General features: G+C 75.6%; 14 protein-coding genes. 7 read left to right on the forward strand and 7 right to left on the reverse strand.

Going from position 1 to position 13,116, the window contains the following annotated elements; all coding sequences use genetic code 11:
- Positions 1 to 24 precede the first annotated feature (24 nt).
- From ABZ920_RS22540 to ABZ920_RS22560, 5 genes are all read left to right on the forward strand, one after another.
- On the forward strand, positions 25 to 864 hold the full coding sequence (locus ABZ920_RS22540; RefSeq protein ID WP_361507784.1) for an inositol monophosphatase family protein: 840 nt from the start codon (positions 25 to 27) through the stop codon (positions 862 to 864).
- Between the two features lie 438 nt (positions 865 to 1,302).
- Positions 1,303 to 2,712, forward strand: a complete 1,410-nt coding sequence (locus ABZ920_RS22545) for an NAD(P)/FAD-dependent oxidoreductase (RefSeq protein ID WP_361507787.1) — start codon at positions 1,303 to 1,305, stop codon at positions 2,710 to 2,712.
- Positions 2,709 to 3,239 (forward strand): O-acetyl-ADP-ribose deacetylase, encoded by a 531-nt coding sequence (locus ABZ920_RS22550; protein WP_361507790.1) that lies wholly within the window; start codon positions 2,709 to 2,711, stop codon positions 3,237 to 3,239. The genes ABZ920_RS22545 and ABZ920_RS22550 overlap by 4 nt, the downstream gene beginning before the upstream one ends.
- Before the next feature lie 514 nt (positions 3,240 to 3,753).
- Complete coding sequence (locus ABZ920_RS22555; protein ID WP_361507878.1) at positions 3,754 to 5,244, forward strand: AlkA N-terminal domain-containing protein; 1,491 nt, start codon at positions 3,754 to 3,756, stop codon at positions 5,242 to 5,244.
- A 9-nt stretch (positions 5,245 to 5,253) separates the two neighbouring features.
- Positions 5,254 to 5,736, forward strand: a complete 483-nt coding sequence (locus tag ABZ920_RS22560; RefSeq protein ID WP_361507793.1) for a methylated-DNA--[protein]-cysteine S-methyltransferase — start codon at positions 5,254 to 5,256, stop codon at positions 5,734 to 5,736.
- A gap of 53 nt (positions 5,737 to 5,789) precedes the next feature.
- Here the strand turns inward: ABZ920_RS22560 and ABZ920_RS22565 are convergent, their stop codons facing one another.
- Positions 5,790 to 6,545, reverse strand: a complete 756-nt coding sequence (locus ABZ920_RS22565; protein ID WP_361507796.1) for a Sir2 family NAD-dependent protein deacetylase — start codon at positions 6,543 to 6,545, stop codon at positions 5,790 to 5,792.
- An 82-nt stretch (positions 6,546 to 6,627) separates the two neighbouring features.
- Between ABZ920_RS22565 and ABZ920_RS22570 the strand changes: the two genes are divergently transcribed.
- Entirely contained in the window at positions 6,628 to 6,828 is a 201-nt protein-coding gene (locus tag ABZ920_RS22570) for a type II toxin-antitoxin system VapB family antitoxin (protein ID WP_361507799.1), read from the forward strand.
- A 16-nt stretch (positions 6,829 to 6,844) separates the two neighbouring features.
- On the opposite strand, the gene ABZ920_RS22575 is transcribed toward ABZ920_RS22570, so the two are convergent.
- From ABZ920_RS22575 to ABZ920_RS22585, 3 genes are all read right to left on the reverse strand, one after another.
- Positions 6,845 to 7,339: an NUDIX hydrolase gene (locus ABZ920_RS22575; protein ID WP_361507802.1), complete on the reverse strand. Its 495-nt coding sequence runs from the start codon at positions 7,337 to 7,339 to the stop codon at positions 6,845 to 6,847.
- A gap of 342 nt (positions 7,340 to 7,681) precedes the next feature.
- Entirely contained in the window at positions 7,682 to 8,758 is a 1,077-nt protein-coding gene (locus ABZ920_RS22580) for an ADP-ribosylglycohydrolase family protein (protein WP_361507805.1), read from the reverse strand.
- 167 nt (positions 8,759 to 8,925) lie between these two features.
- Entirely contained in the window at positions 8,926 to 9,582 is a 657-nt protein-coding gene (locus ABZ920_RS22585) for an alpha/beta hydrolase (protein WP_361507808.1), read from the reverse strand.
- A gap of 245 nt (positions 9,583 to 9,827) precedes the next feature.
- On the opposite strand from ABZ920_RS22585, the gene ABZ920_RS22590 reads away from it, so the two are divergent.
- Positions 9,828 to 10,988, forward strand: a complete 1,161-nt coding sequence (locus ABZ920_RS22590; RefSeq protein WP_361507811.1) for a glycerate kinase — start codon at positions 9,828 to 9,830, stop codon at positions 10,986 to 10,988.
- Positions 10,989 to 11,097: 109 nt separating this feature from the next.
- Here the strand turns inward: ABZ920_RS22590 and ABZ920_RS22595 are convergent, their stop codons facing one another.
- From ABZ920_RS22595 to ABZ920_RS22605, 3 genes are all read right to left on the reverse strand, one after another.
- Positions 11,098 to 11,364, reverse strand: coding sequence for an aldo/keto reductase (locus ABZ920_RS22595; protein ID WP_361507814.1), 267 nt, complete (start codon positions 11,362 to 11,364; stop codon positions 11,098 to 11,100).
- 219 nt (positions 11,365 to 11,583) lie between these two features.
- Positions 11,584 to 12,402, reverse strand: coding sequence for a CDP-diacylglycerol--serine O-phosphatidyltransferase (gene pssA, locus ABZ920_RS22600; protein WP_361507881.1), 819 nt, complete (start codon positions 12,400 to 12,402; stop codon positions 11,584 to 11,586).
- A 22-nt stretch (positions 12,403 to 12,424) separates the two neighbouring features.
- Positions 12,425 to 13,081, reverse strand: a complete 657-nt coding sequence (locus ABZ920_RS22605) for a phosphatidylserine decarboxylase (RefSeq protein ID WP_361507817.1) — start codon at positions 13,079 to 13,081, stop codon at positions 12,425 to 12,427.
- Between the last annotated feature and the right edge of the window lie 35 nt (positions 13,082 to 13,116).

Genomic DNA, 13,116 nt, shown 5'->3' on the forward strand with positions numbered 1-13,116 from the left:
GTGGCGCGTGCTCTCATGGAGGGCATGAACGAAGAGACGGAAACCATCGACGAGTTTCTCGCGCGCCACTCGGCCGACGTGGAGGAGGCGGTCCGCAAGGCCGCCGCGGCCGAGATCATGCCCCGCTTCCGCCGGCTCGCGGAGCACGAGGTCGACCGCAAGTCCGGCCCGCACGACCTGGTGACGGACGCCGACCGGCTGGCCGAGCGGTACCTCACCGACACCCTCGGCGCCCTGCTGCCCGGCTCCGTCGTCGTGGGCGAGGAGGCGGTGCACGCCAACCCGGCGACGTACGAGGCGATACGGGGCGACGCCCCCGTCTGGATCGTCGACCCCGTGGACGGCACACGGCAGTTCGTGCACGGCGACCCCGGCTTCTGCACCCTGGTCGCCCTCGCCCGGCGCGGGGTCCTGCTGGCCTCCTGGACGTACGCCCCGGCACACGACCGGCTCGCCACGGCCGTACGGGGAGCGGGCGCGTACCTGGACGGCGAACGGCTGCGCAGCGGCGCGCCGGAGCCGGGCCGCCCGCTGAAGGTGGCCACGTCCCACCCGGACTACACGACGGAGGACCAGAAGGACGCGCTGCTCGGTCTGTGGACGGACGGCGCGGCCCCCCGTGCGTGCGGCTCGGCCGGACTGGAGTACCTCGCCGTCGCCCGCGGTGAGTTGGACGCCACGGCCTTCTCCTGGGAGGCGGCCTGGGACCACGCCGCGGGACTGCTGCTCGTCGAGGAGGCGGGCGGCGCCCACCTGACCCTGGCGGGCAGCCCGTTCCGCGTCACGGGCGGCAACAGCCTGCCCTTCACGGCGGCCCGCGACGCGGCGACGGCGCAGCGGGTGCTGGACCTGCTGACGGCGTAGCCCGCGGCAGCCGAGACGGCGTCGCCCGTACGCCGGGGCTGCGAGTCCCCGTGCGCCGGGGCCGCGTATCCCCGTGGCCCGGGGGCCACGCGTCCCCGTGGACGCACGGGGGCCGCGCATCCGCGTGTGCGCGCATGGGGGCCGTGTATCCCCGTACACCGGGGCCAGGCGTCCCCGTGGGCGGACTGGGGCCGGGCATCCGCGTGAGCGTGCGCTGAGGCTGCGCATCCCGCACCGGGACCGCGTCCCGGGCCCTGCCGGCCGGCCTCCTCCGCGCCTCCTGCCGGCACCCCTCGCCACCCGGCGTCCCCGCGCCCTCGGCGACCGGCGGACCGTGCCGGCGGCCGGGTTCGGCCCGCGAGGCGATCCGTTCGTCCGCGCGGCATATCCTGATCGCGAATGGCCATCGGCTGACGAAGGGGTCCCAAGGTGCCGTCGATGCTCGATGCGGTCGTGGTGGGTGCGGGGCCGAACGGGCTGACCGCCGCCGTGGAACTCGCCCGCCGCGGGTTCTCCGTGGCCGTGTTCGAGGCGTGCGGCACCGTCGGCGGCGGCGCCCGCACCGAAGAGCTCACCCTGCCCGGCTTCCGGCACGACCCGTGCTCCGCCGCCCACCCCCTCGGCGTCAACTCACCCGCGTTCCGCGCCCTGCCGCTGGAGCGCTACGGCCTTGAGTGGCTGCACCCCGAGCTGCCCATGGCGCATCCGTTCCCCGACGGCACGGCCGCCGTCCTGGCCCGGTCGGTCGCGCGGACCGCCGCCTCGTTCGGGCCGCGCGACGCCGGGACGTACCGCCGGCTCGTCGAGCCGTTCCTGCCGCGGTGGGACACCCTCGTCCGCGACTTCATGTCCCTGCCCCTCAGCGCCCTCCCGCGCGACCCGGTCACGCTCGCCCGCTTCGGTCTGGCCGGCCTGCCCCCGTCCACCTGGCTGATGCGCCGCTTCCGCGACGACCGGGCCAGGACCCTCGTCGCCGGCCTGGTCGCCCACGTCATGGCCCCGCTGAACGGCTTCGCCACCGGCGCGATCGCCCTGGTCTTCGCCCTGGCCGCGCACGCCCGCGGCTGGCCCGTCGCCCGCGGCGGCTCGCAGTCGATCTCCGACGCCCTGGCCGCGTACCTGAAGGACCTGGGCGGCGCCGTCCACACCGACTACGAGGTCAAGCGCCTCGACGACCTGCCGCCCGCGCGGGCCTACGTGTTCGACACCTCGCCCACCGCCCTGGCCCGCATCGCCGGCCTCGGCGGCTACTACGAGGGCTACCGGTACGGCCCCGGCGTCTTCAAGATCGACTACGCCCTGGACGGCCCCGTGCCGTGGACGGCGCCGGAGGCCCGCGTCGCCGGCACCGTGCAGATCGGGGCGGACAGCGCCGAGATCGGCGCCGCGCTGCACGCCGCGTCCCGCGAGGGACGCGCGCCCGACAGGCCGTTCCTCATCACCGTCCAGCCCGGTGTCGTCGACCCCGGCCGCGCCCCGGCCGGACAGCAGGTGTTCTGGGCGTACGGCCACGTGCCCAACGGCTGGACCGGGGATCTCACCGACGCCGTCGAACGCCAACTGGAGCGCTTCGCCCCGGGCTTCCGCGACCGGGTGCTCGCCCGCGCCGTCGCCGGGCCGCCCCGGATCGCCGCCCGCAACGCCAACTACGTCGGCGGCGACATCGCCTCCGGTGCGGTCGCCGGGCTCCAGCTCCTGCTGCGCCCGAAGCCGACCCTGTTCCCCTACAGCACCCCGCACCCGGCCGTCTACATCTGCTCGTCGGCCACCCCGCCGGGGCCCGGCGTGCACGGCATGTCGGGTCACAACGCGGCGAAGGCCGTCTGGAGAAGACTGAGGCAGACATGACCACGATCACGCTCGTCCAGGGCGACATCACCCGGCAGGCCGCCGACGCCATCGTCAACGCCGCGAACTCCTCCCTGCTCGGCGGCGGGGGCGTCGACGGCGCGATCCACCGACGCGGCGGCCCCGCGATCCTGGAGGAGTGCCGCATGCTGCGGGCCTCCCGGTACGGCGGGGGTCTGCCCACCGGGCACGCGGTGGCGACGACCGCGGGCCTGCTGGAGGCCCGCTGGGTGATTCACACGGTCGGCCCGGTCCACAGCGCCACCGAGGACCGCTCCGCCCTGCTGGCCTCCTGCTACCGCGAGTCGCTGCGCGTCGCCGACGAGCTGGGCGCCCGCACCGTCGCGTTCCCGGCCATCTCCACGGGCGTCTACGGGTGGCCCATGGACGACGGCGCCCGCATCGCCGTCGAGACCGTCCGGCAGGCCGCCACCGCGGTGACGGAGGTGCGCTTCGTGCTGTTCGACGAACGGGGCTACGCCGCCTTCGCGACGCACGCCGGCCCGTTCGCCGACGGCCTCGGCTGAACCCACCGGCGACACCCGCCTCCGGGCCCGCACGGTAGGCGTCGGCTCGCTGCGGGCGTGGGGCCGTGCGACCCGCCCCGGCTCGCTGCGGGCGTGGGGCCGCGCGGCAGGCCCCGGCTCACTCCGGGCGACGCGCCACTGCGACCCGCCTCGGCTCGCTGCGGGCGTGGGGCCGTGCGGTAGGCCCCGGCTCGCTGCGGGCGACGCGCCATCGCGACCCGCCGTCGCGACGTGCCACCGCGACGTGCCACCGGACGCGGACGGAAGCGGCGCAACGGCGCCGGGGAGACCGGGCGGGCCGGCGACGCCCCGGCGCCCACCGCACCGACCGCCCCTCGGCACCGCGGACCGTTCGCCGCTCGGCGCGGCGGGCCCGCCTGGCGGGCGGAGACGTCCCCGGAGGCCGTCGGACGGCGGCGGTGATCCGCGACCCCGCAGGGCAGGCGACGTCCCTGTCGGATTCCCGCCAGCCACGGCCGCCCCGGTCGCCGATGCTGGAGTCATGCAGAACGGGATGCACACCGACCGGGAGCGCTGTGTCCGCGCGGTCCGGTCCAAGGACGCGCGGTTCGACGGCTGGTTCTTCACCGCCGTCCTCACCACCCGCATCTACTGCCGGCCCAGCTGCCCGGTGGTGCCGCCCAAGCCGGAGAACATGACCTTCTACCCCAGCGCGGCCGCCTGCCAGCAGGCCGGCTTCCGGGCCTGCAAGCGCTGCCGCCCCGACACCAGCCCCGGCTCACCCGAGTGGAACCAGCGCGCCGACGTGGTGGCCCGCGCCATGCGGCTGATCGCCGACGGCGTGGTCGACCGCGAAGGCGTCCCCGGCCTCGCCGCCCGCCTCGGCTACAGCGCCCGCCAGGTCGAACGGCAGCTGCTCGCCGAACTCGGCGCCGGCCCGCTCGCCCTGGCCCGCGCTCAGCGCGCCCAGACCGCGCGGCTGCTGATCGAGACCACCGAGCTGCCGATTGCGGAGATCGCCTTCGCCGCCGGCTTCTCCTCGATCCGCACCTTCAACGACACCGTGCGCGAGGTCTTCGCCCTGTCACCCACCGACCTGCGGGCCCGCCGCCCGGGCCGGGCCGCCGGCCGGTCCACCGCACCGCCCCCGGCCACCCCCGGCGCGCTCCGCCTGCGCCTCCCCTTCCGCGCCCCGCTCAACCCCGACAACCTCTTCGGCCACCTCGCCGCGACCGCCGTACCGGGCGTGGAGGAGTGGCGCGACGGCGCCTACCGGCGCACCCTGCGCCTGCCCTACGGCCACGGCATCGCGGCCCTGACGCCGGCGCCCGACCACATCGCCTGCCGCCTCACCCTCAGCGACCTGCGGGACCTGCCCGTGGCGATCAGCCGGTGCCGCCGCATGCTCGACCTGGACGCCGACCCGGTGGCGATCGACGACCACCTGCGCACCGACCCGGTGCTCGCGCCCCTGGTCGACAAGGCCCCCGGCCGGCGTGTCCCGCGCACCGTCGACGAGGCCGAGTTCGCCCTGCGGGCCGTCCTCGGCCAGCAGGTCTCCACGGCCGCCGCCCGCACGCACGCCGCCCGCCTGGTCACCGCGCACGGCGAGCCCGTCGACGACCCCGAGGGCGGCCTCACCCATCTCTTCCCCGCCCCCGAGGCGCTGGCCGCCCTCGACCCCGATTCCCTGGCGATGCCCCGGGCCCGCCGCACGACGTTCACCACACTGGTACGCCGACTCGCCGACGGAACAGTTCACTTGGGCGTGGAGAGCGACTGGCGGGAGACCCGCGCACGGCTGCTGGCGCTGCCCGGCTTCGGCCCCTGGACGGCCGACGTCATCGCCCTGCGCGCCCTCGGCGACCCCGACGCCTTCCTGCCCACCGACCTCGGCGTCCGGCGCGCCGCCGGTGCGCTCGGCCTGCCGTCGACGCCCGCCGCGCTCACCGCGCGGGCGGCGGCCTGGCGGCCCTGGCGCGCCTACGCCGTGCAGTACCTGTGGGCGACCGACAGCCACCCGATCAACTTCCTCCCCGTCTGAGGCCGACCCATGAGACAGCACACCGTCATCGACAGCCCCTACGGCCCGCTCACCCTCGTCGCCGACGACGGCGTCCTGTGCGGCCTGTACATGACCGACCAGCGTCACCGCCCGCCGGAGGAGACCTTCGGCGCACGCGACCAGCGCCCCTTCGCCCGGGCGGCGGAGGAGCTCGCGGCCTACTTCGACGGGCAGTTGCGCGAGTTCACCCTGGAACTGCGCCTGAACGGCACACCGTTCCAGCGCGCCGTCTGGGACCAGCTGCGCCGCATCCCCTACGGCGAGACCCGCTCCTACGGCCAACTCGCCGACGCCCTCGGCCATCCCACGGCCTCCCGCGCCGTCGGCCTCGCCAACGGCCGCAACCCCGTCGGCATCGTCGTCCCCTGCCACCGCGTCATCGGCGCGAGCGGCAGCCTGACCGGCTACGGCGGCGGCCTGGACCGCAAACGCCGCCTCCTGGACTTCGAACGCGGCACGGCCCTGTTCTGAGGGCGTGACCCCCGGAGGCGGGTCCGGTCTGTCGTACGGGTTGCCCGCGCTGCTCACGTCCCGTGGCCGGCCGGGGCACCGCCGTCGGCGGCCAGCCGGCGCAGCAGCTCGGGCAGCGATGTGCCGATGGGCTCCCGGATGACTTGGTCGGCCAGTTCGTCGTACGGGGTCGGTTCGGCGTTGACGATGATCAGGCGGGCGCCGTGGTCGGCGGCGACCCCGGCGAGCCCCGCGGCGGGCTGCACCTGCAGACTGGTGCCGACGGCGATGAAGACCTGGCAGGCCTTGGCGATGGCGAGGGCGTCGCCGAGGACGACCGGGTCGAGCCGCTCGCCGAACATGACGGTCGCCGACTTGAGGATGCCGCCGCACTCCAGGCAGGGCGGGTCGTCCTCCCCGGCCTCGACCCGGGCGAGCGCGTCCTCCATCGGCCCGCGGGCGTGGCACGCGGTGCACACGAAGCTCCGTGCGCTGCCGTGCAGTTCGAGCACCTTGCGGGCGGGCATGCCGGCGAGCTGGTGCAGCCCGTCCACGTTCTGCGTCATCACCCGTACCGGCACGCCGGACCGCTCCAGCTCGGTGACCGCCTCGTGCGCGGCGTTCGGCTTCGCCCGCAGGGTCCGGTTGGCGCGCCGCATCCGCCACGCGCGCCGCCGGATCTCCGGATCGGCCATGTAGTACCCGTACGTCACGAGCTTCTCGGCCTCCGGATCCCGCCGCCACAGCCCGTTGGGCCCGCGGTAGTCGGGGATGCCGGAGTCGGTGGAGATGCCGGCGCCGCTGAGGACGGCGACGAGGGGCTTGGTCATGGCACCGAGGGTAGGTCGGACGATTCGGGCGGGCGAACGGATTACCGGTGCGCCCCGGCCGCCGCGGTGCTACGGTCCGCGCATGGCCAGGGTCACCGTCTCGCTCGACGCCGAACTCGTCGTGGAAGTGATGGTGCTCGCCGGTGTGGGCAGCCCCCAGGACGCCGTCGAGCTCGTCGTCCGCGACTACATCGCACGCGGCCACCGCACCGAGGCCAGGACCGCCGCCCGCGACGAGGCGCTGCGCGAGGCCGACGTCAAGCCGCGTCACACCGAGGGCTGAACCCCTCCGGCGCGGGTCAGCCGACCCGGTGGCCGTTCTCCAGCTCCGCCGTGCCGGACCCGTCGGCGAGGACGTCGAGGGCGGCCAGGACGCGGCGGCCCAGGGCGCCGGGCAGGTGGTCGGTGAGCTCCTCACGGTCGACGAGGCGCCAGGACAGCAGCTCCTCCTCCTGCAGCCGGATCGCCTTCAGGTCCTCCTCCCCGAGGACGCCGCCGTCGTACAGATAGGCCACCAGGGGCGGCCGGGGCCCCGACGCGTGCACCCAGTCCACGGCGAGCAGCCGGCCCAGCTCGACGTCGAGGCCGATCTCCTCGAGCGTCTCGCGGCGGGCGCCCTGGCGCGGCGTCTCGCCGTCGTCGGACTCGATCGTGCCGCCCGGCAGCGCCCAGCCCTCGCGGTAGTTCGGCTCGACGAGCAGCACCCGCCCCTCCGCGTCGCGGAAGAGGGCGGCGGCTCCGGAGATCACGCGGGGCAGTCCCGCGACGTACGTGGCGAAATCAGGAGTGGTCATCCGTGCAGGGTAACCAGGTGGGACGGCCCCTCACCCCGCGACCGCCCGCGGCTGGCACGCCGGACGGCTCCGGAACCGCGGCTATCCGGAGCCGCGGGCCGTCCGGGGCCGCAGCCGCCCGGGGACCGGTGCCGGCGGGGGACCGGTGCCGGCGGGGGACCGGTGCCGGCGGGGTGCCGGCGCTGCCGGCTGAGGTAGACGTCGCCCGGGCCGGGGCCGCCCGGGCCGGAGCCGCCCGAAGCCGCGGCCGTCCGGGGCCGGTGCCGGCCGAGGCGGTCGCCGGCCGGTCGCCGTCCTGGCCCGGTCGCCCTCCCGGGCGCGGTCGTCAGGCCCCCGCACCGCTCAACTGTCCTCCCGGGCCAGCCGCAGCGTGCGCTCCGCCAGCTCGCTGATGCGCACGCCGTCGAAGCCGAAGACCGCGCTGCGGACCGTGTCCTCCAGCGGGTCCTTCCACTGGGCCGGGATCGCCCGCGCGCCCGTGAGGACGCCCGCGACCGAGCCGGCCGTCGCGCCGTTGGAGTCGGTGTCCAGGCCGCCGCGCACCGTCAGCGCGATGGTGCGGGTGAAGTCGCCGTCGCCGTAGAGCAGCCCGGCCGTGAGCACGGCGGCGTTCGGAACCGTGTGGATCCAGCCCAGGCCCGCGGTCTCCTCCGCGAGCGTCGTCAGCGTGTCCTCCCACGGCAGCCGCGCCTCGTGCAGGGAGGCCGCCCGGCGCACGGTGCGGGCCAGGCGGCTGCTCGCCGGGATCACCGTCAGGGCGGTGTCCACGGCGTCGCGCACGGTCGGCGCGGTGAACGCCGCCGCGATCAGCGCCGCCGCCCACATCGCGCCGTACACGCCGTTGCCGGTGTGGGACAGCACCGCGTCCCGGTGGGCGAGCGAGGCGGCGCGGCGCGGAAGCCCCGGACTGGTCCAGCCGTGGATGTCGGCGCGGATCAGGGCGCCGATCCACTCCTGGTACGGGTTGTCGTACGTCGCCGTCAGCGGCGGCTTCAGGCCGCCCGCCAGGTTGCGGTACGCGGCCCGCTCCGCCGTGAACGTCTGCAGGTACGGCAGCCGCAGCAGCCACAGGTCGCCGACCTGCTCGGTGCTGAAGCCGAAACCGTGCGTCTCCAGCAGGTCCAGGCCGAGGATCGCGTAGTCCACGTCGTCGTCGCGGCAGCTGCCGTGCACCCGGCCGCGCACGCACGAGCGCCACTCCGGGCGCAGGTCGGCGCGGTCGGCGTCGTCGGCCGGCTCGGGCAGGTAGTCCGTCAGCGGCAGCGCCGAGGCCTGCCGCAGATAGCGGTCGATGCGGTCGCGCGTCCACACCTCGCCCCGCTCGACCGGCTTGCCGAGCATGTTGCCGGCGATGCGGCCCAGCCAGCCCCCGAGGATGCGGTCGGCGAGGTCCGGTGCGGTGTCCACAGCAGCGGTCATGGTTCCGGTGTACCCAGCCCGACGGGGTCGCTGCGCGCCCCGGAGCAGGCGGGCAGGAGATCGCCGGCGTGCCTAAGGGGCGCCCGGATGGCTGGACAGCGCCGTGCCGCCGCCGGCCCGGCGGTGGACCGGCCTCCCGCCCTGCCGAGCCTCGCCGGTGCCGGTCGTCACTTAGTCGGCGGGCACCCGCAGGGAACTCGGCGCGGGGTGCGCCGCAGTCGCCGGCCGAGGCACAGTGCTGCCGCCCCCGCGGTGAGGCAGGTGGCGGCGAGGGCGCCGAGGACGGTCACCCGCTCGCCGCGCCCGCCGATGCCGGAGTCGGCCAGGCGGGGCGCGGAGCCGGTCGCGTTCGCGGGCGCGGCGGTGGCGGCCTGGAGGATCAGGTCGGCCACCGCGTCGGGGCGGGCGATGAGGGAGACGTGGCAGGAGTCCATCTCCTGCGTGTGGGAGTGGGCCCGCCCGGCCTGGAAGCGCTCCTGCTGGGGGCTGATGGTCATGTCCTGCCGCCCCACGAGCGCCCAGGACGGTATCTCCTTCCAGGCGGCCGCCTTCGCCGTCTCGGAGAACGCCGTCGTGGCGGCCGGACGCTGCGTGACGCCCGGCAGGTTCGCCCGGTCCTCCGTCAGGCAGTTGGCGAAGACCGGGTGGACCTTGTCCCGCTCCAGGTAGAGGTCGGTGCCGCTGGTGCCGGCCGTGTCCGGTACGGCACGGACCGTGTGGCGGTGCCCAGGGCGCTGGGGAAGCGGGCGGACAGCGAGGAGTGATGTCGAGCCCCGATGCCAGCCACGCGGAAGGGCGGAGGGTGGAGGGGTGAGGCGGCCCATCCGCAGGAGTCGGGAAGCAGCCCTTCGGCCGACGCCTCGTCGGACGTCCGTAGGGAGGCGATCGAGACCGCGGCCGGTGCGCCGGGGGTGTACCGGCGGCGCCTGCCGACCGCGCGGGCGGCCCGGCCGCGGCCAGGCCCGGGCCGCGGGCGGGGGCATGGCGGCGGGAGTGACCTCCGGTTAGGGTCGCAGCGGCGCGACTGGCCCCGGCCTGCGACGGGCCCGGAGAGCAAGGGGATGGCAAGGTGGCGGACGCTGCGGTGCGCGGATCGTCGACGGCACGCGGGGTGCTCGTCGCCGCGGACAAGTTCAAGGGCTCACTGACGGCCGTCGAGGTCGCCGAGCGCGTGACGACCGGGTTGCGCCGGGCCGTGCCGGACCTCGCGGTGGAGGCGCTGCCGGTCGCCGACGGCGGCGACGGGACCGTGTCCGCGGCCGTCGCCGCCGGGTTCGAGCGGCGGGAGGCGCGGGTGGCCGGCCCCCTCGGGGACGAGGTGACCGCCGCCTTCGCGCTGCGCGGCACCACGGCCGTCGTGGAGATGGCGGAGGCGAGCGGGCTGCAGCGGCTGCCGGCGGGCGTCTTCGCCCCGCTGACGGCGTCCACGTACGGCTCCGGCGAGCTGCTGCGGGCCGCACTGGACGCGGGGGCGCGCACCATCGTGTTCGGGGTCGGCGGCAGCGCGACGACCGACGGGGGTGCGGGGATGCTGAGCGCGCTCGGGGCACGGTTCCTGGACGCCCGCGGTGAGCCGGTGCCGCCCGGGGGCGGGGGCCTCGCCGGGCTCGCCCGCGCGGACCTGTCCGGGCTGGACCCCCGCCTCGCATCCGTCGAGCTGGTGCTCGCCGGCGACGTCGGCAACCCGCTGACCGGACCCACGGGCGCGCCGGCGGTGTACGGCCCGCAGAAGGGCGCCTCACCGGACGACGTCGAGGCGCTGGACGCGGCCCTAGCGCACTACGCGAAGGTGCTGGAGAGCGCGATCGGCGCGAGGGCGGCCGAGTACGCGGCCGCCCCGGGGGCGGGGGCCGCCGGCGGTGTCGGGTACGCGGCGCTCGTCCTCGGCGCGGCGTTCCGGCCCGGGATCGAGGTCATGCTGGACGTGCTGGGCTTCGCGACGGCGCTGGAACGGGCCACGCTGGTGATCACCGGCGAGGGTTCGCTGGACGAGCAGACGCTGCACGGCAAGGCACCGGCGGGCGTCGCCGCGGCCGCGCGGGCGGCCGGCAGGGAGGTCGTCGCGGTCTGCGGCCGGCTGGCGCTGGCGCCGGAGGCACTGGAGCGGGCCGGAATCCGGCGGGCGTACGCCCTGACGGACGTCGAACCCGACGTGGCGGCGTGCATCGCGCAGGCCGGCCCGCTCCTGGAACGGGTCGCGGAGCGGATCGCCCGGGACCTCCTGCCCTGACGAAAACGTTCCACACGCACCGACCGCGTCCTGCGCGAGCCGGGGCCACTCGCCGTGAAGTCCCTGTGCGGGCCGACCTCTGCGGTGTCCTGAGCCCCGGCCGGCCCGGTCAGGCGGCGCCGGTGCCGTCCAGCTCCTCCACCGCGTCCTGCGGCAGCCGCAGCCCGGCCGCTGCGATGTTCTCGCGCAGGTGGGCCGGGGAGGAGGTGCCCGGAACGACCACGACGGCGGGGGAGCGGTACGGCAGCCAGGCCAGCGCCACCGGCTGCGGCGAGGCGTCCAGGCGGGCGGCCACGTCGGTCAGCGCCCCGGACTGGAGGGGCGTGAAGCCGCCCAGCGGGAAGGACGGCGTGAGGCGGTGTTCCGGGCAGCGCACAGGTCGACCAGGGCGTCGTCCCCGCGGTTCGCCAGGTTGTACGCCGACAGCAGCCCCGCCCCCGCGCCTCCTCCACCCTGCCCGGCGTACGCCGCCCGCAGCCCCGCGCGACGCAGCCCGGCCGAGCCGCGCTGTACCCCGCCGGGAACAGCCGAAGGGCCCCGGACCATTCGGTCCGGGGCCCTTCCCGTCGTACGGCCGTCGCGGCCGTCGTCACCGCTACGGAAGCTGCGCCGCCCGCGCCTCGCGACGGTTGTCGCGGAAGTTGTTCACCCGGCGCGCCGTGGCGAACAGCGGGATCACCGCGCCCATGACCAGCTGCAGCGCGCAGCCGGTCTGCAGGAGCAGCTGGCCGCTCGGGGCCTCGAAGGCCCAGGCCGCCAGCAGGCCCATCGACAGCACGATCCACGTCAGCATCGCCACCGCGAGGCGGCCCCGCGGCTTGGGGTACTCCACGCGGCTCACCATCAGCCACGCGATGCCGAGGATCGCCAGGAGCGTCGCCACGAAGGGCAGCTCGAGAAGCACGATGGAGACCACCGTCAGCGCGCCGAACGGCGACGGCATGCCCTGGAACATGCCGTCCTTCATCGTCACGCAGCTGAACCGCGCGAGCCTGAGCACCACGGCGAGCAGCACCACGATGGCGCCCAGCGCCGCCACCCGCTGATGGGCGTCGTCGGCGACCATGCCGTACACGAGGACGAAGTACGCCGGGGCCAGACCGAAGCTGATCAGGTCGGACAGGTTGTCGAGCTCGGCGCCCATGGGGGAGGAGCGCAGCTTGCGCGCCACCAGGCCGTCGAACAGGTCGAAGACGGCCGCGCACAGCATCAGGATGACGGCCGTCGCGGCGCTGTGCCGGGCCATGCCCGACTCCTGGCTGCCGGTGAGGTGCGGGATCAGGATGCCGGTGGTGGTGAAGTACACCGCCATGAAGCCGCACGTCGCGTTGCCGAGGGTGAGGGTGTCCGCTATCGACAGACGCAGGGAGAGGGGCATCTCCTCCTCGTCGTCGGCCTCGTCGGTCCCGGGCACCCAGCCCGCCTGGGTCTGTGGATCAATCACGGTCAATGCGAGTCACCCCAGCCACGGTCTTCTGGCCGACCTCGACCGCCACCTCGACGCCCTCGGGCAGGTAGAGGTCGACGCGCGAGCCGAAGCGGATCAGACCGATCCGCTCACCCTGCTCGACCTTCGTGCCCGACGGGATGTAGGGGACGATGCGGCGGGCCACCGCGCCGGCGATCTGGATCATCTCGATGTCACCGAGCTCGGTGTCGAAGTGCCAGACGACGCGCTCGTTGTTCTCGCTCTCCTTGTTGAAAGCCGGAACGAACCCGCCGGGGATGTGCTCGACCGACGTGACGGTGCCGGCCAGCGGTGCGCGGTTGACGTGGACGTTGAGCGGGCTCATGAAGATCGCGACGCGTGTGCGGCCGTCCTTCCAGGGCATGATGCTCTGCACCACGCCGTCGGCGGGCGAGATCACCCGGCCCTGGGCGATCTCGCGCTCGGGGTCGCGGAAGAACCACAGCATCCCCGCCGCGAGCGCGGTGGCGGGGACGGCGACGGCCTTGGCGGCACCCGAGCGGCGGGCGCGGGCCAGGCTGAGGGCTGCGGTGGCGACGGTCGGAAGAAGCCACGGCGATGCTCCGCGCGCGAGGCGTGTGCCGACCAGGCTGTCGCGAGGTGCAGAGGTTTGGCTGTGGGGCATGGATGACCTTCGTAGCGGGTGACGCCGCGCTTCTG

This window comes from Streptomyces sp. NPDC046831 (assembly GCF_040645305.1).
Classification (GTDB): domain Bacteria; phylum Actinomycetota; class Actinomycetes; order Streptomycetales; family Streptomycetaceae; genus Streptomyces.

Excerpts from the sequence above, each read along its gene's own strand:
- ABZ920_RS22540 (WP_361507784.1), top strand. The coding sequence starts at position 25 with ATGAACGAAGAGACGGAAACCATCGACGAGTTTCTCGCGCGCCACTCG.
- ABZ920_RS22545 (WP_361507787.1), top strand. The coding sequence starts at position 1,303 with ATGCTCGATGCGGTCGTGGTGGGTGCGGGGCCGAACGGGCTGACCGCC.
- ABZ920_RS22550 (WP_361507790.1), top strand. The coding sequence starts at position 2,709 with ATGACCACGATCACGCTCGTCCAGGGCGACATCACCCGGCAGGCCGCC.
- ABZ920_RS22555 (WP_361507878.1), top strand. The coding sequence starts at position 3,754 with ATGCACACCGACCGGGAGCGCTGTGTCCGCGCGGTCCGGTCCAAGGAC.
- ABZ920_RS22560 (WP_361507793.1), top strand. The coding sequence starts at position 5,254 with ATGAGACAGCACACCGTCATCGACAGCCCCTACGGCCCGCTCACCCTC.
- ABZ920_RS22565 (WP_361507796.1), bottom strand. The coding sequence starts at position 6,545 with ATGACCAAGCCCCTCGTCGCCGTCCTCAGCGGCGCCGGCATCTCCACC.
- ABZ920_RS22570 (WP_361507799.1), top strand. The coding sequence starts at position 6,628 with ATGGCCAGGGTCACCGTCTCGCTCGACGCCGAACTCGTCGTGGAAGTG.
- ABZ920_RS22575 (WP_361507802.1), bottom strand. The coding sequence starts at position 7,339 with ATGACCACTCCTGATTTCGCCACGTACGTCGCGGGACTGCCCCGCGTG.
- ABZ920_RS22580 (WP_361507805.1), bottom strand. The coding sequence starts at position 8,758 with ATGACCGCTGCTGTGGACACCGCACCGGACCTCGCCGACCGCATCCTC.
- ABZ920_RS22585 (WP_361507808.1), bottom strand. The coding sequence starts at position 9,582 with ATGGGCCGCCTCACCCCTCCACCCTCCGCCCTTCCGCGTGGCTGGCAT.
- ABZ920_RS22605 (WP_361507817.1), bottom strand. The coding sequence starts at position 13,081 with ATGCCCCACAGCCAAACCTCTGCACCTCGCGACAGCCTGGTCGGCACA.